The sequence below is a fragment of the Streptomyces sp. NPDC050433 genome (assembly GCF_044458565.1).
Taxonomy (GTDB): domain Bacteria; phylum Actinomycetota; class Actinomycetes; order Streptomycetales; family Streptomycetaceae; genus Streptomyces.
Genome location: NZ_JBITIB010000015.1, coordinates 190,652 through 205,107, shown reverse-complemented (window position 1 = coordinate 205,107; position 14,456 = coordinate 190,652). Strand labels below are relative to the sequence as shown.

Here is a 14,456-nt window from a genome sequence, read left to right as displayed (position 1 = left end):
ATCGCCCGCGCCCTGGTCACCGAGCCCAGCGTCGTCTTCGCCGACGAACCCACCGGCGCCCTCGACATCCGCAGCGCACGCGACGTCCTGCGCCTGCTCCAGGAGACCGTACGCGTCCACGGACGCACCGTCGTCATGGTCACCCACGACCCGGTCGCCGCCTCCTACGCCGACTCCGTCGTCTTCCTCGCCGACGGCCGACTCGCCGGACACCTCGACCGGCCCACCGTCGACGCCGTCGCCGAACGCCTCGCCCACCTCGGCGACACCGTCGACCACGACACCACGGCTGGGGTGTGAGCCATGTTCTCGCTTGCCATCCGCTCCGTCGCCCAGCGGCCCGGACGCCTGATCGCCACGCTTCTGTCGGCCTTCCTCGGGTCGGTCATCATCATGGCGTTCAACTCGATGCACGACACGGCGGCCGGCCGGAACATCGACGGCCGCAGCTCGGACACCCTCACCATCGCGGCGAGCGTCGTCGGCGGCTACGGCACGCTCCTCGTCTTCTTCGCCATCGCCTCCACCCTCACCGTCAACGTCCGCCAGCGCAACGAGGAGATCGCACTGCTCCGCAGGACCGGTGCGACACCCGCGCAGATCAAGTGGATGGTCGTCGTCGAGTCGGGTGTCGTGGCAGTCGTCGGCATGCTGCTGGCGATCGTGCCGGCGATGATCGGCGGCGAGCAGCTGCTCAAGGTCTTCAAGGAGACCGACCAGGTGGCCGAGAGTGTCGATTACGTCTTCGGCCCGATCGCCCTCGCCGCCGGCGTGAGCATCGGTCTGATCGCCTCGGTCGGCGCCTCGTTCCTCGCGGTACGCCGGGCCACGAAGGCGGCGGCGGGCGGCGCCGAGCCCCGTCGCCGGGGACGGACCGTCGGCGGGTTCGCCGCGTTCGTCCTGGGCGTCGGCGGCATCTGCTCCACCTTCATGTTCAAGAAGACGGACCCCGCGCTCATGGCCGCCCCCGCCTACGGCGCGATCCTGATCTCCGTGGGATTCGCGGTCTTCTCGCCGGTCCTGCTGAAGTTCCTGCTCGGCAAGCTGGCGCGGCCGGTCATCGCGGTCACCGGCGCGAGCGGCTATCTGACCGTCCACAACATGCGCCAGCGCGCCTCCCAACTGTCCAGTGTGCTCATGCCGCTGATCCTGTTCGTCGGCATGGCCTCGGTCACGCTCTACATGCAGTCCATCCAGAACGACGCGCTGGACGCCTCAGGCATCACCCGGTCCGTCGACGACAAGAGCATCGAGACGCTGAACTTCGTGGTCGTCGGGATCATCGTGGTCTTCTCCTGCATCATGCTGATCAACACCCTGTACGCGGCGACCACTTACCGCACCAGGGAGTTCGGCCAGCATCGCCTCGCCGGGGCCACTCCGGGCCAGGTGCTCGGGATGGTCACCATCGAGTCGCTGGTGCTGACCGCGACCGGGGTCTTCTTCGGTACGGCCGCCGCGCTGGCCGGGGCCGTCCCGTTCAGCCTCGTCCGCGTCGACGCGGTCCTGCCCGACCAGGGACCGGGGATCTGGCTGACCATCGTGGGCATCGGCGCCGTGGCGACGATCGTCACGAGCGTGGCCACCACCTACCGGGCCCTGCGCACCCCCGCCGTTGAAGCGGTGGCACTGGCCGCCTGAAGCAACCCCCCGCTCAGGCGCGGATGTCACACGCTCACGCCACTCAGGGCAGTCGCATCCAGCGACTGCCCTGAGTGGCGTGAGCGGCCGGCCGTCCTCGCAGCTCTGGCGGTCGTGACGGCTCTCGCCGCAGGTCAAGTCCGCGCCGCTGTGGCCCGACTGCACACCGCCGGTGCGGGAGTTGCTGACGAAGGACCCCAACGTGCCGGAGTTCGTACGGGCCGCACTCCGGAGCTGTCCGGGCGCCAAGTGCGGTCTGCGCGACCCCGTTTACTCGGTACGGACCTGATCCTCGCCTCGGCCGGTCAGAGCGGCCGGATCACCTGACCCCCGTTCGACGGGCGGGACGGCGTTCGCCGTCCGGCGGTCACCCGTACCGAATGTCAGTCTCCGGCCCCCGGCCGCTCGTCCAGCTCGTCGGGGAACTCCCGGTCGCCGGCCTGCGGCGGCTGCGGGCCGTGACTCGTCATGATGACCGTCTGTTCGATCCGTACCATCCGGAACACGTCCTCCGCGATGATCACTTGGTCCTCGCCCCGTTCGACGGCGTCGGCCGCCCGGCCGAACCGGCCGGCGAACTCCCCCGCGTGCGCGCCCCGTGCGCGCAGGACGGCGCCGAGGTCGAGCCGCGCCTCCTCCTCGAAGGGCACGGCCGGGAACAACTGCCGCCAGCCGCCCTCCTCGTGGATCATGGCGGCGTAGGCCGTGTAGTGGGACACCGACATCCGCTCCCACTCGGGACCGTCCACCCGGAACTCCTCGCGGAGTTCCTCCTCACGCTTCCCGACCTCCAGCATCCGCTGGGCCGCCGCGTCGTCGAATCCGTCATCTGCGCTCGCGTCCATCCCCCCAGCGTGCCGCACCGCGCGGCGCCGGGCGCGGGGAATCCGCTATATGCCGGGGTCAGGGCTGCCATACGCCGGTGCGCGCGGCGTCCGCGACGAACTCGCCGAAGTCCTTGGGCTTACGGCCCAAGGCCTCCTCGACGCCGTGCACGAGGTGCGCGTTGCGCCCGTCGTTGATCAGTTCGAAGAGGTCGGCGAAGTCTGCGGGAGCGCCCACCGAGGCGAGGAAGTCACGGTAGTCCTCGAGTGCGACCGGTGCGTAGGTGATGTCGCGGCCGGTGGCCTTGGACAACTCGGCGGCGATCTCGGCGAAGGTGAGCAGCCGGGGTCCGGAGAGTTCGTACGTCCTGCCGATGTGCCGGTCGTCGGTGAGCGCGGCGACGGCGACGTCCGCGACGTCGTCCACGTCGACGAAGGCCTCGACCGAGTCACCGGTCGGCAGTGCCAGCTCGCCGGCGAGCACCGGCTCAAGGAAGAAGCCCTCGTTGAAGTTCTGGCTGAACCAGCCGGCCCGGACCACGGTGACGTCGGCTCCGCTGTCGCGCACCTTGCTCTCGGAGATCAGGGCACCTTCCTCGCCGCGCCCGGAGAGCAGCACCAGCCGGTGCGCGCCCTGGGCGACGGCGCGCTCCGCGAACGCTCCGACGGCTTCGGCGGCGCCGGGGAAGGCGAGGTCCGGGTAGTAGCAGAGGTAGACGGCTCCGACACCCTCCAGCGCGGCGTCCCAGGTGTCGGGCTCCTCCCAGACGAAGGGGATCTCGCTGCCGCGCGAGGCGGTACGGACCGGCAGTCCGCGCTCGGTGAGCCGCGCCGCCACGCGCCGCCCGGTCTTGCCCGTACCGCCGGTGACCAGGGTCAACGGCGCCGCCGCCGGCTGCGTGTTCTCGGTGTTGTGCGTGTTCTGTGTCATGCCTTGAGTCAAGTACGGGGCGGGCTCCCGGAACATGGTCACGAAGCTCATCCGCATAAGCGAGCGTCTACGTCCTTGTGTCCCCGCGGCGAGCACTCCCCCGATACTCCCCGCGCAGTAGTCGCGGGCCATCCGGCGAGTGGATGCGCCGTGGGCCGTACCGGTGGAGTCTGGGTGAACGACGGATCACGCGTCGCAGACGGGGAGGAAGAGGATGGACGGGATGGACGGAATCGACAGCGACGACCTGGCCGAGTTCGGCCCGCGCTGGGCGAAGGCCGAACTCGGCGGTGACGTCGACGCGTTGGACCGGCTGCTCGCGGACGACTTCCGCGCGGTCGGCCCCCGCGGATTCATCCTCGACAAGGCGCAGTGGCTTGAGCGCTACGCCTCTGGCTTGCTCATCCACGACTCCTTCGACTGGACGGAGGTGGAGGTGCGCCGGCACGGCGAGGCGGCGGTGGCCATCGGTCTCCAGTGCCAGCAGAGCATCGTGGACGGCCGGGACGCCGACGGGCGCTTCCGTGCGACCCAGTTCCTGGCCAGGGAACGGGAGGGGGCCGGGTGGCGGCTCGTCGGCATCCATCTGAGTGCCATGGCCGAACCGCTGCCCTGAACCCCGTTCCGGCGCGGCCCCGTTCCGCCGCCCCGTACAGGCCCGCCCCACCCAGCCGTGGGGTCAGACCTTTTCGCCGACGCCGGCGCCGCCACCACCCGCCGCGACCTTGATGCCGCCGGTGATCTCGTCCATCACGGGCAGCTTGGGCGCCTTGTCGTTGATGTCGAACCCGGAGCGCACGATGATCAGCATGCCCTGTGCGCCGGGGGCGGGTGACGGGAAGGCCAGCGACTGCACGTACCCGTCGTCGCCCTTGCCGGTGACGACCTTCCACCGCACGAGATAGCCCTTCTTGCCGGCGACGGTGACCGCCTCGGACTTCAACTCCTCGTGCGAGGAGATCTTTCCGTAGCTCTCGCCGCCGTAGGACTCCTCGGCGTTCTTCTTGATGTCGGCCTCGGCCGCCGCCTTGGCGGTGGTGGCCTTGATCTCCAGCGCGACCGCGGGGACAGAGTTCACGCCGCCGCGTACGCAGGACTCGTCCGGGTTGCCGGGGCACGGGTGCTCCCCGGTGCTCACTCCGGCGCCGACGGGGCCCGACTGCCCGCTCCAGCCGTCCGGCACCGGGATGCTGATGCCGCTGGCCATGTCGGTGGCGTAGCCGTCCTCGGTCGGGATCTCCTGCTGGGGTCCGTCGCCCTCTCCGGGAGCACCGCCCTCGGGCGCGCCGGGACCGCCGGGGCCGTCGGGACCGCCAGGGCCGTCGGGCGACTTGGAGCCGTCCGGGGCCGGGCGGTCTTCCTGGCCGGGCTTGTCCGGACCGGTCGACGGATTCGTACTCGCCTTGTCCGCCGAGCTGTCGCCGTCGTCGTTGAGGAGGAGGAAGCCGCCCACAACGGCCAGTACCACCACGGCCGCCGTGACGGCGAGGGCGATCCGCCGGCCGCGCCCGCCGGCAGCCGGGGGCGGCGCCACCGGGTAGGGCGGAATGCCGGGCGCGCCCGGTCCGGAGGGTGCGCTCCAGGTCGTCGCCGAGTCGGAGCGGACCATGTCCGTCCAGGCCGCTCCGTCCCACCACCGTTCCTGGGGCGGGCCTTCACCTTCATGTCCTGGGTCCGGATACCAGCCGGGCGGAGTCGTCTGCGTCACGGACTCACCATAGGCATATGGTCCGACAAAGCTGGTGAGAGGCCCATGAGAAATCGGCGGACTTCATGTCCCGGCCGGTGGCACGATGCCGCGAATCACCCCCAGTGACAGCAGATCCTGGGGGCGCAGCTTGAGTTGACCGGCGGTCGCCCGAGCCTCCTCGGGTGGCCGTTTGAGGATGGCCGTCGCCAGTTCGGGCGCGATGACGGAGAAGTAACTGTCCGGTGTGGCCCAGGTGTTGCCCGGCGCCGCCAGCGCCAGCGCGCCGCCGGAACCGCCCTCGCCGATCAGCAGGCTGGTGACGGGCACGCGCGCGGTGGCGAGGGCGGCGAAGAGATCGGCGATGGCGGCTCCCGCTCCGGAGCGTTCCGCCTCGGCGTCGTTCGCGGCGCCGGGGGTGTCGACGAGCGTGAGGACGGGCAGCCCCAGCCGGTCGGCGAGGCGGATCAGCCTGGCGGCGGTGCGGTAGCCGGCCGGGAGGACCGGGGTGCCGCACTGGGCTGCGTACGCGACCGTACGACCGTCGTGTACGCCGAATCCGCAGAGCGTTCCGGGGTCGGTGCCGCCGCAGCGATCGCCGTTGATGGGCGCGCGGCTGGTGAAGTACGCGTCCAAGTACGCCTCGGCACGCGGGCGTCGGGGGTCGCGGGCCAGGGTGACCGCGTCCCAGCCGGTCACGGGTGGTGCGGCGCGGCCGAGTCCGGCGGGCGGCTCGGCCGCCACGGGTAGGGCGCCGTCCGGGGTGGCGGTGGCGCCGCCGGTGAGGAGAGTCAGCCAGTGGCCGACGGTGTCCCGAAGCGCCTCGGGCCGTACCACCGCGTCGATATGACCGGCCGTCAGCTGCGCCTCGGCGGTGTACGCGTACGGGTCGGCGTCCGGCGGCCGTACCCGCGAGCCCGCGAAGCCGATCTGGGCGCCGGGCAGGGCCAGGATCACATCGGCTCCCGCCCCGAGGGTGGCCCAGCCGCCGCCCGTCGTCGGATCGCGCACCACCGCGATCTGCGGCAGTCCCGCCGCGCGGGTGAGGGCGGACTGCCGTGCCACGCGCTGGAGTTGGAGCAGGGCGAGCATGCCTTCCTGCATCCGGCTGCCGCCGGTCGCGATCAACGAGACGACGGGCAGCCGCCGTTCGCGGGCATGGGTGTACGCGGCCTCCAGCCGGTTCCCGGTGCGCTCCCCCAGGGATCCGCCGAGGTAGCCGAACTCGAAGGAGATCAGCACCGCTTCGGTGTCGCCGACGCGCGCGGTGCCGCAGATGACGGACTCGTCCTCGCCGGTGCGTGCCGCCGCGCGGGCTCGGGACTCGTCGTACCCCTGCCATGCCAGCGGGCCGTCCGGTGCGGAGACGTCCTTCGGTGCGGGCAGTTCGGTGAAGGCGACGGGTGCCCCGTCGGCGGTCGCCCCGGTGAGGACGGCGACCGCCTGCCGGGCGCTAATCCGCTCAGCCATGGAGCGCCCGCTTCATGATCTTCCCCATGTCGTTGCGGGGCAGCGCCTGGAGATACCGGACGGTGCGCGGCCTCTTGTGCGAGGCGAGCTGGGCGCCGACGTGGGCGGCCAACTCCTCGGCCGACGGCGGGGCATCGGCCTGTGCGGGGACGATCCAGGCGATGATCCGCTCCCCCAGGTCCTCGTCGGGCTCGCCCGTAACAGCCGCCTCCCGTACCCCCGGATGCTCCAGCAGCACGTTCTCGATCTCGCCGGCGCCGATCTTGTAGCCGCCGCTCTTGATCAGGTCGGTGGCCTTGCGGCCGACGATTCGGACATAGCCGTCGGGGTCGCGGATCGCCATGTCGCCCGTACGGAACCAGCCGTCGTCGAAGGCGGCCTCCGTGGCGTCGGGGCGGTTCAGATACTCGGTGAAGAGGTTCGAGCCGCGTACCTGGATCTCGCCGACGGTGTCGCCGTCGCAGGCGGTGATCGTGGCGCCCGCCTCGTCGACCAGACGCAGTTCGACCCCCTCCAGCGGCACGCCGACGGTGCCCGCGCGCGGTTCGCCGTCCGCGCGCACGCTGGTGTTCATCAGGGTCTCCGTCATCCCGTAGCGCTCGATGACGCGGCGTCCGGTGGCCGCCGCGATGCGCTCGTGGTCGTGCACCGGCAGTGCGGCCGATCCCGACACGAGCAGGCGGGCGCCCGTGAGGGCCCCGGCGAGCGCGGGATCGTCGGCGAGTGCTTCGGCGATGCGGTGGTACATCGTCGGTACGCCGAAGAGCATCGTGGCTCCGGAGGACAGCTCGCGCGCCACACCCTCCGTACTGAACCTGCCGAGATGGCGCACCGAGCCGCCGCGGCGCAGCGGGCCGAGGATGCCGAGGATCAGTCCGTGGACGTGGAAGAGGGGCAGCGCGTGGACAAGGATGTCGGCCTCGGTCCACTGCCAGGCGTCCTCCAGCGCGTCGAGGTTGGCGGCGACGGCTCGGCGCGGGAGGACGACGCCCTTGGGGGGTCCGGTGGTGCCCGAGGTGTAGACGATCAGCGCGGGTGATTCCGGGGACGGCTCGGCGGGCAGCGGCGCGGCGTTCGGGACGCTGACGGTGACATCGGTGTCCAGGCGCTTCAACTCGGCAAGTGTCGGAGGCAGTTCGACCCCGCGCTCGGCCAGGACGAGGGCCGGCGAACTGTCCGTCACGATGTGCGTCAGTTCCCGCTCGCCCGTCTTGGGGTTGACCGGCACGACCGGCACACCCGCGAGCAGCGCGGCCACCACGCCCACCGCCGTGCCGAGGGTGGGCGTGGCCCAGACGGCGACCCGTGGCGCTCCGGCGATTCTGGCGGCCAGGGTGCCCGCCACCGTGGCCAGCTCGGCGTGGCTTAGCGCCTGGTCGCCGAAGTGGAGTGCGGGCCGGGTGGAACCCGCCGCGAGGGCCGGGAAGAGAGGGGACACGCGTCGTTCTCCTTGCTGTCGACGAGTCTGACCGGTCGTCCGGGTGACGGGGTCATCCGAAGCCTGGCACCACCATCACGAGCCATACGGCCGCGGGTACCACCGCGACCACGATGCCTCCGTACACCATCAGCTGCTTGAAGAAACGCTCCCGGTCGACGTCGGGCGCGGCGGCCAGCACCAGGGCGCCGTTGGTGGAGAAGGGGCTGACGTCCACGACGGTTGCCGAGACGGCGAGCGCGGCGATCATGCCGACCGCCCCGATCTCGCCCTGGGCGAGGAACGGCACGGCGAGCGGGATGAGCGCGCCCATGATGCCGACGGAGGAGGCGAACGCGGAGATGACGGCGGCGATGTAGCAGAGCAGGACGGCGGCGAGCAGCGGGATCCCGATGTCGCCGACGGCGTTGCCCGCGTACTCGATGGTTCCCATCTCCTCCAGCACACCGACGTAGGTCAGGACACCGCAGATGAGCAGCACGGTCGGCCAGGCGACCTCGCTGACGGCCTTGCGGCTCGTGTCCGGCCAGAAGGCGCTCAGGATGACGGCGAGGGTGATGGCGGAGAGCCCGGCGTCGAGGTCGAAGACGAGGACGGCGACGACGAGCGCCGCGAGGGCGGTGAGTGTGGCGATACGGGCGGGCGTCAGGAGCGCGGCGTCGCCGGCCAGGTCTCCGTCGCCGCTGTTCTTGGTCCGGCCGTCGCCTTCGGTGTCGAGATCGCGGCCCCTCAGCTTCAACCCGCCGAAGAGGACGAACACGACTGCGGCGATGATCAGGTTGACGACGAGCGAGGCGAAGAACAGGACGAGTTCGTTCCCCGGCAGATCCTCCCGCTCCACCACTCCGTTGACGATCGAGCCGTAGATGCTGATCGGCGAGAAGCCGCCGGCCTGGGCGCCGTGCACGACGAGCGCGCCCATCAGCAGGGGGCTGATCCCGTAACGCGCGGCGAAACTCAGGGCGATGGGCGCGACGATGGCGACGGCCGCCGGGCTGACGGCGCCGATCGCGGTCAGCGCCCCGGTGATCGCGAACATCACCCAGGGTATGAGTGCTATTCGGCCGCGTACGAGCCGGATCGCGGCGTGCACCAGCCAGTCGGTGGTGCCGTTGGCGCGGGCGATGGCGAAGAGATACGTGACGCCGACGAGCACCACGAACAGGTCACCGGGAAAACCGGCGAAGATACCTTTCGCGTCGAGGTCGGCGACGAGTTCGCCGACCCCGAAGGCGGCGGCGAAGGCGAGCGCGCCCATGTTGATCGAGCGGGTCGTCGCGATCACGAAGACGACCACGAGTACAAGGATCGAGATCAGTTCGGCGGACATCGGGGGCTCCCGTCCCTGGGTCCCGTTGATTACTGGCCAACTGTTATTGGCCGAGTGGCTGGACCACTTTGAACACCGGCCCACCAAGGCGTCAAGAGATTCGACAGGAATTGGCTCAGCCACTTGGCCGCCCGGTGTTAGGCTGCGAAAGACCAGGTATGGGGGGTTCGTGTGTCCGACGCACTGCGGCCGATGACCCGGCCGCGACTGTACGAACAGGTCCTCGACAGGCTCCGCCACCATGTGGCGGACGGCGATCTGCGAGCGGGCGACCGACTGCCGCCCGAGCGCGAACTCGCGGGGCGGCTGGGCGTCAGCCGGGCGTCGGTGAAGCAGGCGATCGTCGTCCTCGAAGTGCAGGGACTGGTGGAGGTACGGCACGGCGGCGGCACGTATCTCGTCCGCGACAGCCTCGACGCCGAACCGGTCGAGCGGCTCGTGGAACGCAAGCGCCGACTGCCCGACGTACTGGAGGCGCGCGAGGCACTGGAGACGAAACTCGCCGAACTGGCCGCCGAGCGGCGCACGGTGGAGGATCTGGACGCGATGCGGGCGGCGCTCGCTCATATGGCCGAGGAGATCGAGGCGGGCGAGCACGGCGTCGAGGGCGACCGGCTCTTCCATGCCGCGGTGACGGCGGCGGCCCACAGCGGTCTGCTGGCCGAATTCATGCGCTCCATCGCCGAGCAGATCACCGAGAGCCGCAACGAGTCGCTGCGCCAGCCGGGCCGTCCGCAGCGTTCACTCACCCAGCACCGCGCGATCCTCGAAGCGATCGAGGCCCAGCGCGGCAAGGCGGCGGCGACGGCGATGCGCCGTCATGTACGGACGGTGGCGAAGGTGCGTCTGCTGGACTGGAATCCGGGCGACGACGTCTGAGCCGTACGACACGGGCGGCCCGGAGAGCGAAAGCACCACGACAGCGAGGGGCCCCGGCTGGTTCGGGGGATGGACCAGCCGGGGCCGTTCAGTGTGGTCGCGGAGTCGTCACTTTCCCCTCCGCGACCACGTATGGATGAACGCTCAACCACGACCGGGTGTTCCCTGCCCGCAGGTGGGGCGCCTGTGAGCAGCGCCACGGGGGCGCCGCACGGCGCCGGGCGCGTGCCACCGGAGACAGGGAGCGCCGCGTGATGGAATTGTGGAGCCGGACCTCACCACCGCGCCGAGCCGCACGCCGGGCCACGCGCCTCAGAGCCTCAGCACGAACGAACGGATAGCACCCATGGGCGAGTTGATCCTCATCAGACACGGCGAGACCGAGTGGTCGCTGTCCGGGCAGCACACCAGCCACACGGATCTGCCGCTGACCGCCCACGGCGAGAACCAGGCCCGCGCGCTGGTCCCCTTGCTGGCCGACCGCCCGATCGGACTGGCCCTGGTCAGCCCGCTGGCGCGGGCCCGGCGCACCGCCGAACTCGCCGGGCTGCGGTCCACCCGTATCTCCCCCGACCTGCATGAATGGAACTACGGCGGATACGAGGGCGTGACCACCAAGGAGATCCGGCGTACCCGCCCGGACTGGAACCTCTGGACGGACGGGACCCCGTCAGGACCCGGCGGACATCCGGGCGAGAGCCCGTCCGATGTCAGCGACCGGGCCGACCGGGTGCTCGCCGAGTTCCACGCCGCCGGCCGGCGCTCGGGCGACGAGGACGTCGCTCTCGTGGCCCACTCCCACTTCCTGCGCGTGCTCACCGCCCGTTACCTGGGGCTCACGGCGGCCGAGGGAGCGCTGTTCCGACTGGAGACCGGGACGGTCTCCAGGCTCGGCACCGAACACGGCAATCCGGTCATCACCGCGTGGAATCTGGCGCTCCCGGACAGCCTGATGCGCACCGTCCAGGACTTGCCGCACAGCGCCTGACGGCGGCCCGTGCTCACCCCATCCGGTTCACATACATGAGCGCGTCGGTCGCTCACGACTGGCGAGGCATCGCCGTATTCACTTTTCGCGCGGAATGACCATTCATGGATGCGAATCTCCTCAACTTCTGCTGAATCTCTTGTTGCTTGACATGGACACTCCTACGCTGATGCGACTCCAGCGCCACGCCCCCACCGAATCGGAGAAATGAGACGTGCCCGGAATCAAGCGCACCGTCACCGTTCTCTCGGCCGCCTCAGCGATGCTGCTGACGGCACCGAACGCGTACGCGGAAGTCGAACCCGGAGGGTGGACCTCCACCTCACCCTCCTTCACCGTCCAGGAGAGGGGCTGCGGCCAGGTCGACAACCTGACCTTCACCCTCACCTGTTCCACCGGCAGCGGCGACCAGCGCGCCGAGCGGCGATACGCCACCTACACCGGAGGCACCCGGCAGTTCGAGGGCTACTTCCGGATCGCGAGCATGGGCGGCACCCGTATCAGCCTCAAGCAGACGTTCAACGAGTCGGCCGCCGGGCCGTTCTTCATGCTGGCCGGTGAGCGCGGCGGACGCCTGTACGCGGTCCACGGCGGCGACATGCTCTCCAACGCGGGCACGGTCGGCGCCACGGTCCGGGTGAACACGGTCCACCAGGTCGGCAGCGAGCACCGTACGTACATCAACGGCTCGCTGAAGCACACCTACGCCAGCCCCGGCGGCAGTTTCTACGACAAGTTCGGCGCCTACCGCACGAACAGCGGCAGCGGGCCGGCCACCGTGGTGTGGAGCGGCGTCAAGTTCTGGCGCAAGTAAGGCGGTTGAGGCATCTCCCGGTCCGGTGACCGCGCGCTCCCCGTGCGGCCACCGGGCCCTCCCCCATACGACCTGAAGGACGGACGCCGTGCCTCTGTGTCTCCGCGCCACCCTCGCCGCGATCGCCACGGTCCTTACTCTGGCCGGCTGCTCCTCCGCGACGGACGAGACGGAGAAGGCAGCGGAGACGATGCCGACGAGCGCGGGGCGACTCGCGGCGACGCTCGACTCGCCCATCGACATCACGCTGCGCTGGAAGGACGACGAGCCCGGCGTGGCGGGGCGGACAGTGGAGTTCGCGACGGAAGAGGCGGGGCCGTACACCGCGCTGGAATTCATGCCGCCGGGCCGTACGACGTACCGCCACCCGGATCTGATGCCGGAGACGCCCTTCTACTACCGGCTGCGCCCCTACTTCGGCCCGGCGTCCGCCCCCGTCGAGGTGTCCCTGCCACCGGGCGAGCCCTCGGCGGATGAACTGACCGACAACCAGGAGTGGATGACCCCTCGCACGGTCAAACGCCCGAGGGTGGGCACGGCACCTCTGACGGCGAGAAGTGCGGGCCGCGCCGACGCCAACGCGGCTGCCGCCCCAAAGGACTTCAAGCCGACCGTCATGCACGCGACGGGCATCAAGTTCACCTGGACGGACCGCGCCGCCGACGAGGACGGCTACCTGCTTGAAGTGCGGCAGGCCGGCAGCGGGGGCTACCGGCCTGTCGCACTACTGAAGCCGGACATCAACACGTTCGGACTGATCACCCTGCCCGAGGAGAAGCGGGCGTCGTACCGCGTACGCGCTTTCGTCTACGGCGAGCAGTCCAACGTCGTTCATCTCACGACCGGTTCGGACCCGGGGGCCTAGGCATCGGCCTTGACGCCAGCTTCGGCGTCAGCCTTGACGTCAGACTTCGTGGCGGCAACACCCGCCCTGATCGGGGCGCCCGCTTCGTGCAGGCTCCGCAGCGCCTGGCTGTACGACGTGATCAGGCTGGTCTCCAGATAGCTGACGCCCAGTTCTTCGCAGTGCTGCCGGACGATCGGCTGCGCCTCGCGCAGCTGCGGCGAGGGCATGTTCGGGAACAGGTGGTGCTCGATCTGGTAGTTGAGTCCGCCGAGGGCGATGTCGGTGAACCAACCGCCGCGCACATTGCGCGAGGTGAGCACCTGGCGCCGCAGGAAGTCCGGACGGTCGTCGCCGCTCAGGGTCGGCATTCCCTTGTGGTTGGGCGCGAAGATCGAGCCCAGATAGAGACCGAACAGGCACTGGTGGACGGCGAGGAAGGCGATCGCCTTGCCGGGCGGCAGCACCACGAACAGCGCGCCGAGGTAGAGCGCGAAGTGCGTGAAGAGCAGGACGCCTTCCGAAGTCCGCTGCTTCAGCGAGCGGTTGGCCAGCGCGCGCACACCGGCGACATGGAGATTGAAGCCTTCAAGCGTGAGGAGCGGGAAGAAGAGGAAGGCCTGCGAGCGGCCGATGAGGCGGGGAAGTCCCTTGGCTGCACTCGCCTGCCCCTGCGTCCATACGAGGATGTCGGGGACGACGTCCGGGTCCAACTCCTCGTGGTTGGGGTTGGCGTGGTGCCTGGAGTGCTTGTCCTGCCACCAGCCGTAACCCATGCCGATGGCCAGGTTTCCGGCGATCTTGCCTGCGCGCACACTGGCCTTGCGCAGCCGGAACACCTGACGGTGGCCCACGTCGTGGGCGAGGAGCGCGACTTGACCGAAGACCACGGCGAGGAAGGCGGCGACGGCGAGCGTCCACCAGCTGTCGCCGACCAGCGCGAAGCCGACCCAGCCTGCGGCGAAGAGGCTGGTGACGATGGCTACGCGCAGGGCGTAGTACCAGGGCCGTCGGCGCATCAGACCGGCCGCGATGATCTTCTTGGAGAGCCGGGCGAAGTCGCTGCCCGTCTCCCTGCACGCCTGATTCGCGGCCTCACCCGCGAAGTCGGCGCCTGGCTCCAGTACCGCGGAAACCTCCACGGTACTGACGGTGTTGACTGACATACGGCCACGCCTTTCGAATGTGTCACGACCGTGTGCCGGTGTATGACGGCTCGGCAGGCAGGGTGGCCGGTGAGGAACACAAGCCCAGGGGGACGTCGCTGCCGGTCGTGGACGGGTGGGCAACTGCGGCAGGCAGCTCGATCGCTGCCTGCGGATGGATGTGGTCCACTCCCGTGGCGCGACGACTGGATATGGCCGCTACGAATGCCGCTGACATCCTCACCGAGGACCAGTGCCGCTGCCCACACTCCGGGACAGCGGAAATCAGGGGCTTGGGCCTCCTGCGTCAGTGTAGCCTGCGCGCGAATTGCGGTTCTTACACTGCGCTGACAACCGACCGCAAACAGTTTCTGAACTGCGCGAACGCGGCTCCGCCGGTCACTTTCAATCGCCGGAGAGGGCGACTTTGGCGCGCGCCTCTATTAATTTTGCAGAGCCTGCACA

At 70.1% G+C, this 14,456-nt stretch carries 13 protein-coding genes and 1 pseudogene; 7 read left to right on the top strand and 7 right to left on the bottom strand.

Translation table 11 applies throughout. From position 1 onward, the window contains the following. Both ACIBLA_RS20355 and ACIBLA_RS20350 read left to right on the top strand, forming a co-directional pair. A pseudogene (locus ACIBLA_RS20355) lies at nt 1-300 on the top strand (ABC transporter ATP-binding protein); the annotation flags it as partial. A gap of 3 nt (nt 301-303) precedes the next feature. After that, nucleotides 304-1,641, top strand: coding sequence for an FtsX-like permease family protein (locus tag ACIBLA_RS20350; protein ID WP_363246134.1), 1,338 nt, complete (start codon nt 304-306; stop codon nt 1,639-1,641). 383 nt (nt 1,642-2,024) lie between these two features. Here the strand turns inward: ACIBLA_RS20350 and ACIBLA_RS20345 are convergent, their stop codons facing one another. Together ACIBLA_RS20345 and ACIBLA_RS20340 are read right to left on the bottom strand one after the other, a co-directional pair. Further along, on the bottom strand, nt 2,025-2,486 hold the full coding sequence (locus ACIBLA_RS20345; protein WP_363246135.1) for a DUF5954 family protein: 462 nt from the start codon (nt 2,484-2,486) through the stop codon (nt 2,025-2,027). A 58-nt stretch (nt 2,487-2,544) separates the two neighbouring features. Beyond that, a complete protein-coding gene (locus tag ACIBLA_RS20340) occupies nt 2,545-3,396 on the bottom strand; it encodes an NmrA family NAD(P)-binding protein (RefSeq protein WP_399199352.1) in 852 nt (283 codons plus the stop codon). 223 nt (nt 3,397-3,619) lie between these two features. Here ACIBLA_RS20340 and ACIBLA_RS20335 point away from each other — a divergent pair, with 223 nt between their 5' ends. Continuing rightward, nucleotides 3,620-4,012 (top strand): nuclear transport factor 2 family protein, encoded by a 393-nt coding sequence (locus tag ACIBLA_RS20335; RefSeq protein WP_363246137.1) that lies wholly within the window; start codon nt 3,620-3,622, stop codon nt 4,010-4,012. Nucleotides 4,013-4,075: 63 nt separating this feature from the next. On the opposite strand, the gene ACIBLA_RS20330 is transcribed toward ACIBLA_RS20335, so the two are convergent. The 4 genes from ACIBLA_RS20330 to ACIBLA_RS20315 form a co-directional block, all read right to left on the bottom strand. After that, nucleotides 4,076-5,104, bottom strand: a complete 1,029-nt coding sequence (locus tag ACIBLA_RS20330) for a DUF2510 domain-containing protein (protein ID WP_399199351.1) — start codon at nt 5,102-5,104, stop codon at nt 4,076-4,078. A 63-nt stretch (nt 5,105-5,167) separates the two neighbouring features. Next, a complete protein-coding gene (locus ACIBLA_RS20325; protein ID WP_399199350.1) occupies nt 5,168-6,553 on the bottom strand; it encodes a carboxyl transferase domain-containing protein in 1,386 nt (461 codons plus the stop codon). Beyond that, nucleotides 6,546-7,991: an acyl-CoA synthetase gene (locus ACIBLA_RS20320; protein WP_363246140.1), complete on the bottom strand. Its 1,446-nt coding sequence runs from the start codon at nt 7,989-7,991 to the stop codon at nt 6,546-6,548. The genes ACIBLA_RS20325 and ACIBLA_RS20320 overlap by 8 nt, the downstream gene beginning before the upstream one ends. A 52-nt stretch (nt 7,992-8,043) precedes the next feature. Then, the gene (locus ACIBLA_RS20315; RefSeq protein ID WP_399199349.1) at nt 8,044-9,321 is read right to left on the bottom strand and encodes an SLC13 family permease; all 1,278 of its coding nucleotides are present in this window, start codon (nt 9,319-9,321) and stop codon (nt 8,044-8,046) included. 171 nt (nt 9,322-9,492) lie between these two features. Between ACIBLA_RS20315 and ACIBLA_RS20310 the strand changes: the two genes are divergently transcribed. The 4 genes from ACIBLA_RS20310 (at nt 9,493) to ACIBLA_RS20295 (ending at nt 12,867) form a co-directional block, all read left to right on the top strand. After that, on the top strand, nt 9,493-10,200 hold the full coding sequence (locus tag ACIBLA_RS20310; RefSeq protein WP_363246142.1) for a FadR/GntR family transcriptional regulator: 708 nt from the start codon (nt 9,493-9,495) through the stop codon (nt 10,198-10,200). A 346-nt stretch (nt 10,201-10,546) separates the two neighbouring features. Next, entirely contained in the window at nt 10,547-11,188 is a 642-nt protein-coding gene (locus ACIBLA_RS20305; RefSeq protein ID WP_363246143.1) for a histidine phosphatase family protein, read from the top strand. A gap of 214 nt (nt 11,189-11,402) precedes the next feature. Then, nucleotides 11,403-12,002 (top strand): hypothetical protein, encoded by a 600-nt coding sequence (locus ACIBLA_RS20300; RefSeq protein WP_399199348.1) that lies wholly within the window; start codon nt 11,403-11,405, stop codon nt 12,000-12,002. Nucleotides 12,003-12,090: 88 nt separating this feature from the next. Next, entirely contained in the window at nt 12,091-12,867 is a 777-nt protein-coding gene (locus tag ACIBLA_RS20295; protein ID WP_399199347.1) for a fibronectin type III domain-containing protein, read from the top strand. Here the strand turns inward: ACIBLA_RS20295 and ACIBLA_RS20290 are convergent. Next, complete coding sequence (locus ACIBLA_RS20290; RefSeq protein WP_363246147.1) at nt 12,864-13,988, bottom strand: acyl-CoA desaturase; 1,125 nt, start codon at nt 13,986-13,988, stop codon at nt 12,864-12,866. The two genes, ACIBLA_RS20295 and ACIBLA_RS20290, sit on opposite strands and share 4 nt — an antisense overlap. Nucleotides 13,989-14,456 lie beyond the last annotated feature (468 nt).

What these genes read in the sequence shown, in the direction of transcription:
- ACIBLA_RS20305 (WP_363246143.1), top strand. Translation starts at nt 10,547, where the DNA reads ATGGGCGAGTTGATCCTCATCAGACACGGCGAGACCGAGTGGTCGCTG.
- ACIBLA_RS20345 (WP_363246135.1), bottom strand. Translation starts at nt 2,486, where the DNA reads ATGGACGCGAGCGCAGATGACGGATTCGACGACGCGGCGGCCCAGCGG.
- ACIBLA_RS20325 (WP_399199350.1), bottom strand. Translation starts at nt 6,553, where the DNA reads ATGGCTGAGCGGATTAGCGCCCGGCAGGCGGTCGCCGTCCTCACCGGG.
- ACIBLA_RS20340 (WP_399199352.1), bottom strand. Translation starts at nt 3,396, where the DNA reads ATGACACAGAACACGCACAACACCGAGAACACGCAGCCGGCGGCGGCG.
- ACIBLA_RS20350 (WP_363246134.1), top strand. Translation starts at nt 304, where the DNA reads ATGTTCTCGCTTGCCATCCGCTCCGTCGCCCAGCGGCCCGGACGCCTG.
- ACIBLA_RS20315 (WP_399199349.1), bottom strand. Translation starts at nt 9,321, where the DNA reads ATGTCCGCCGAACTGATCTCGATCCTTGTACTCGTGGTCGTCTTCGTG.
- ACIBLA_RS20335 (WP_363246137.1), top strand. Translation starts at nt 3,620, where the DNA reads ATGGACGGAATCGACAGCGACGACCTGGCCGAGTTCGGCCCGCGCTGG.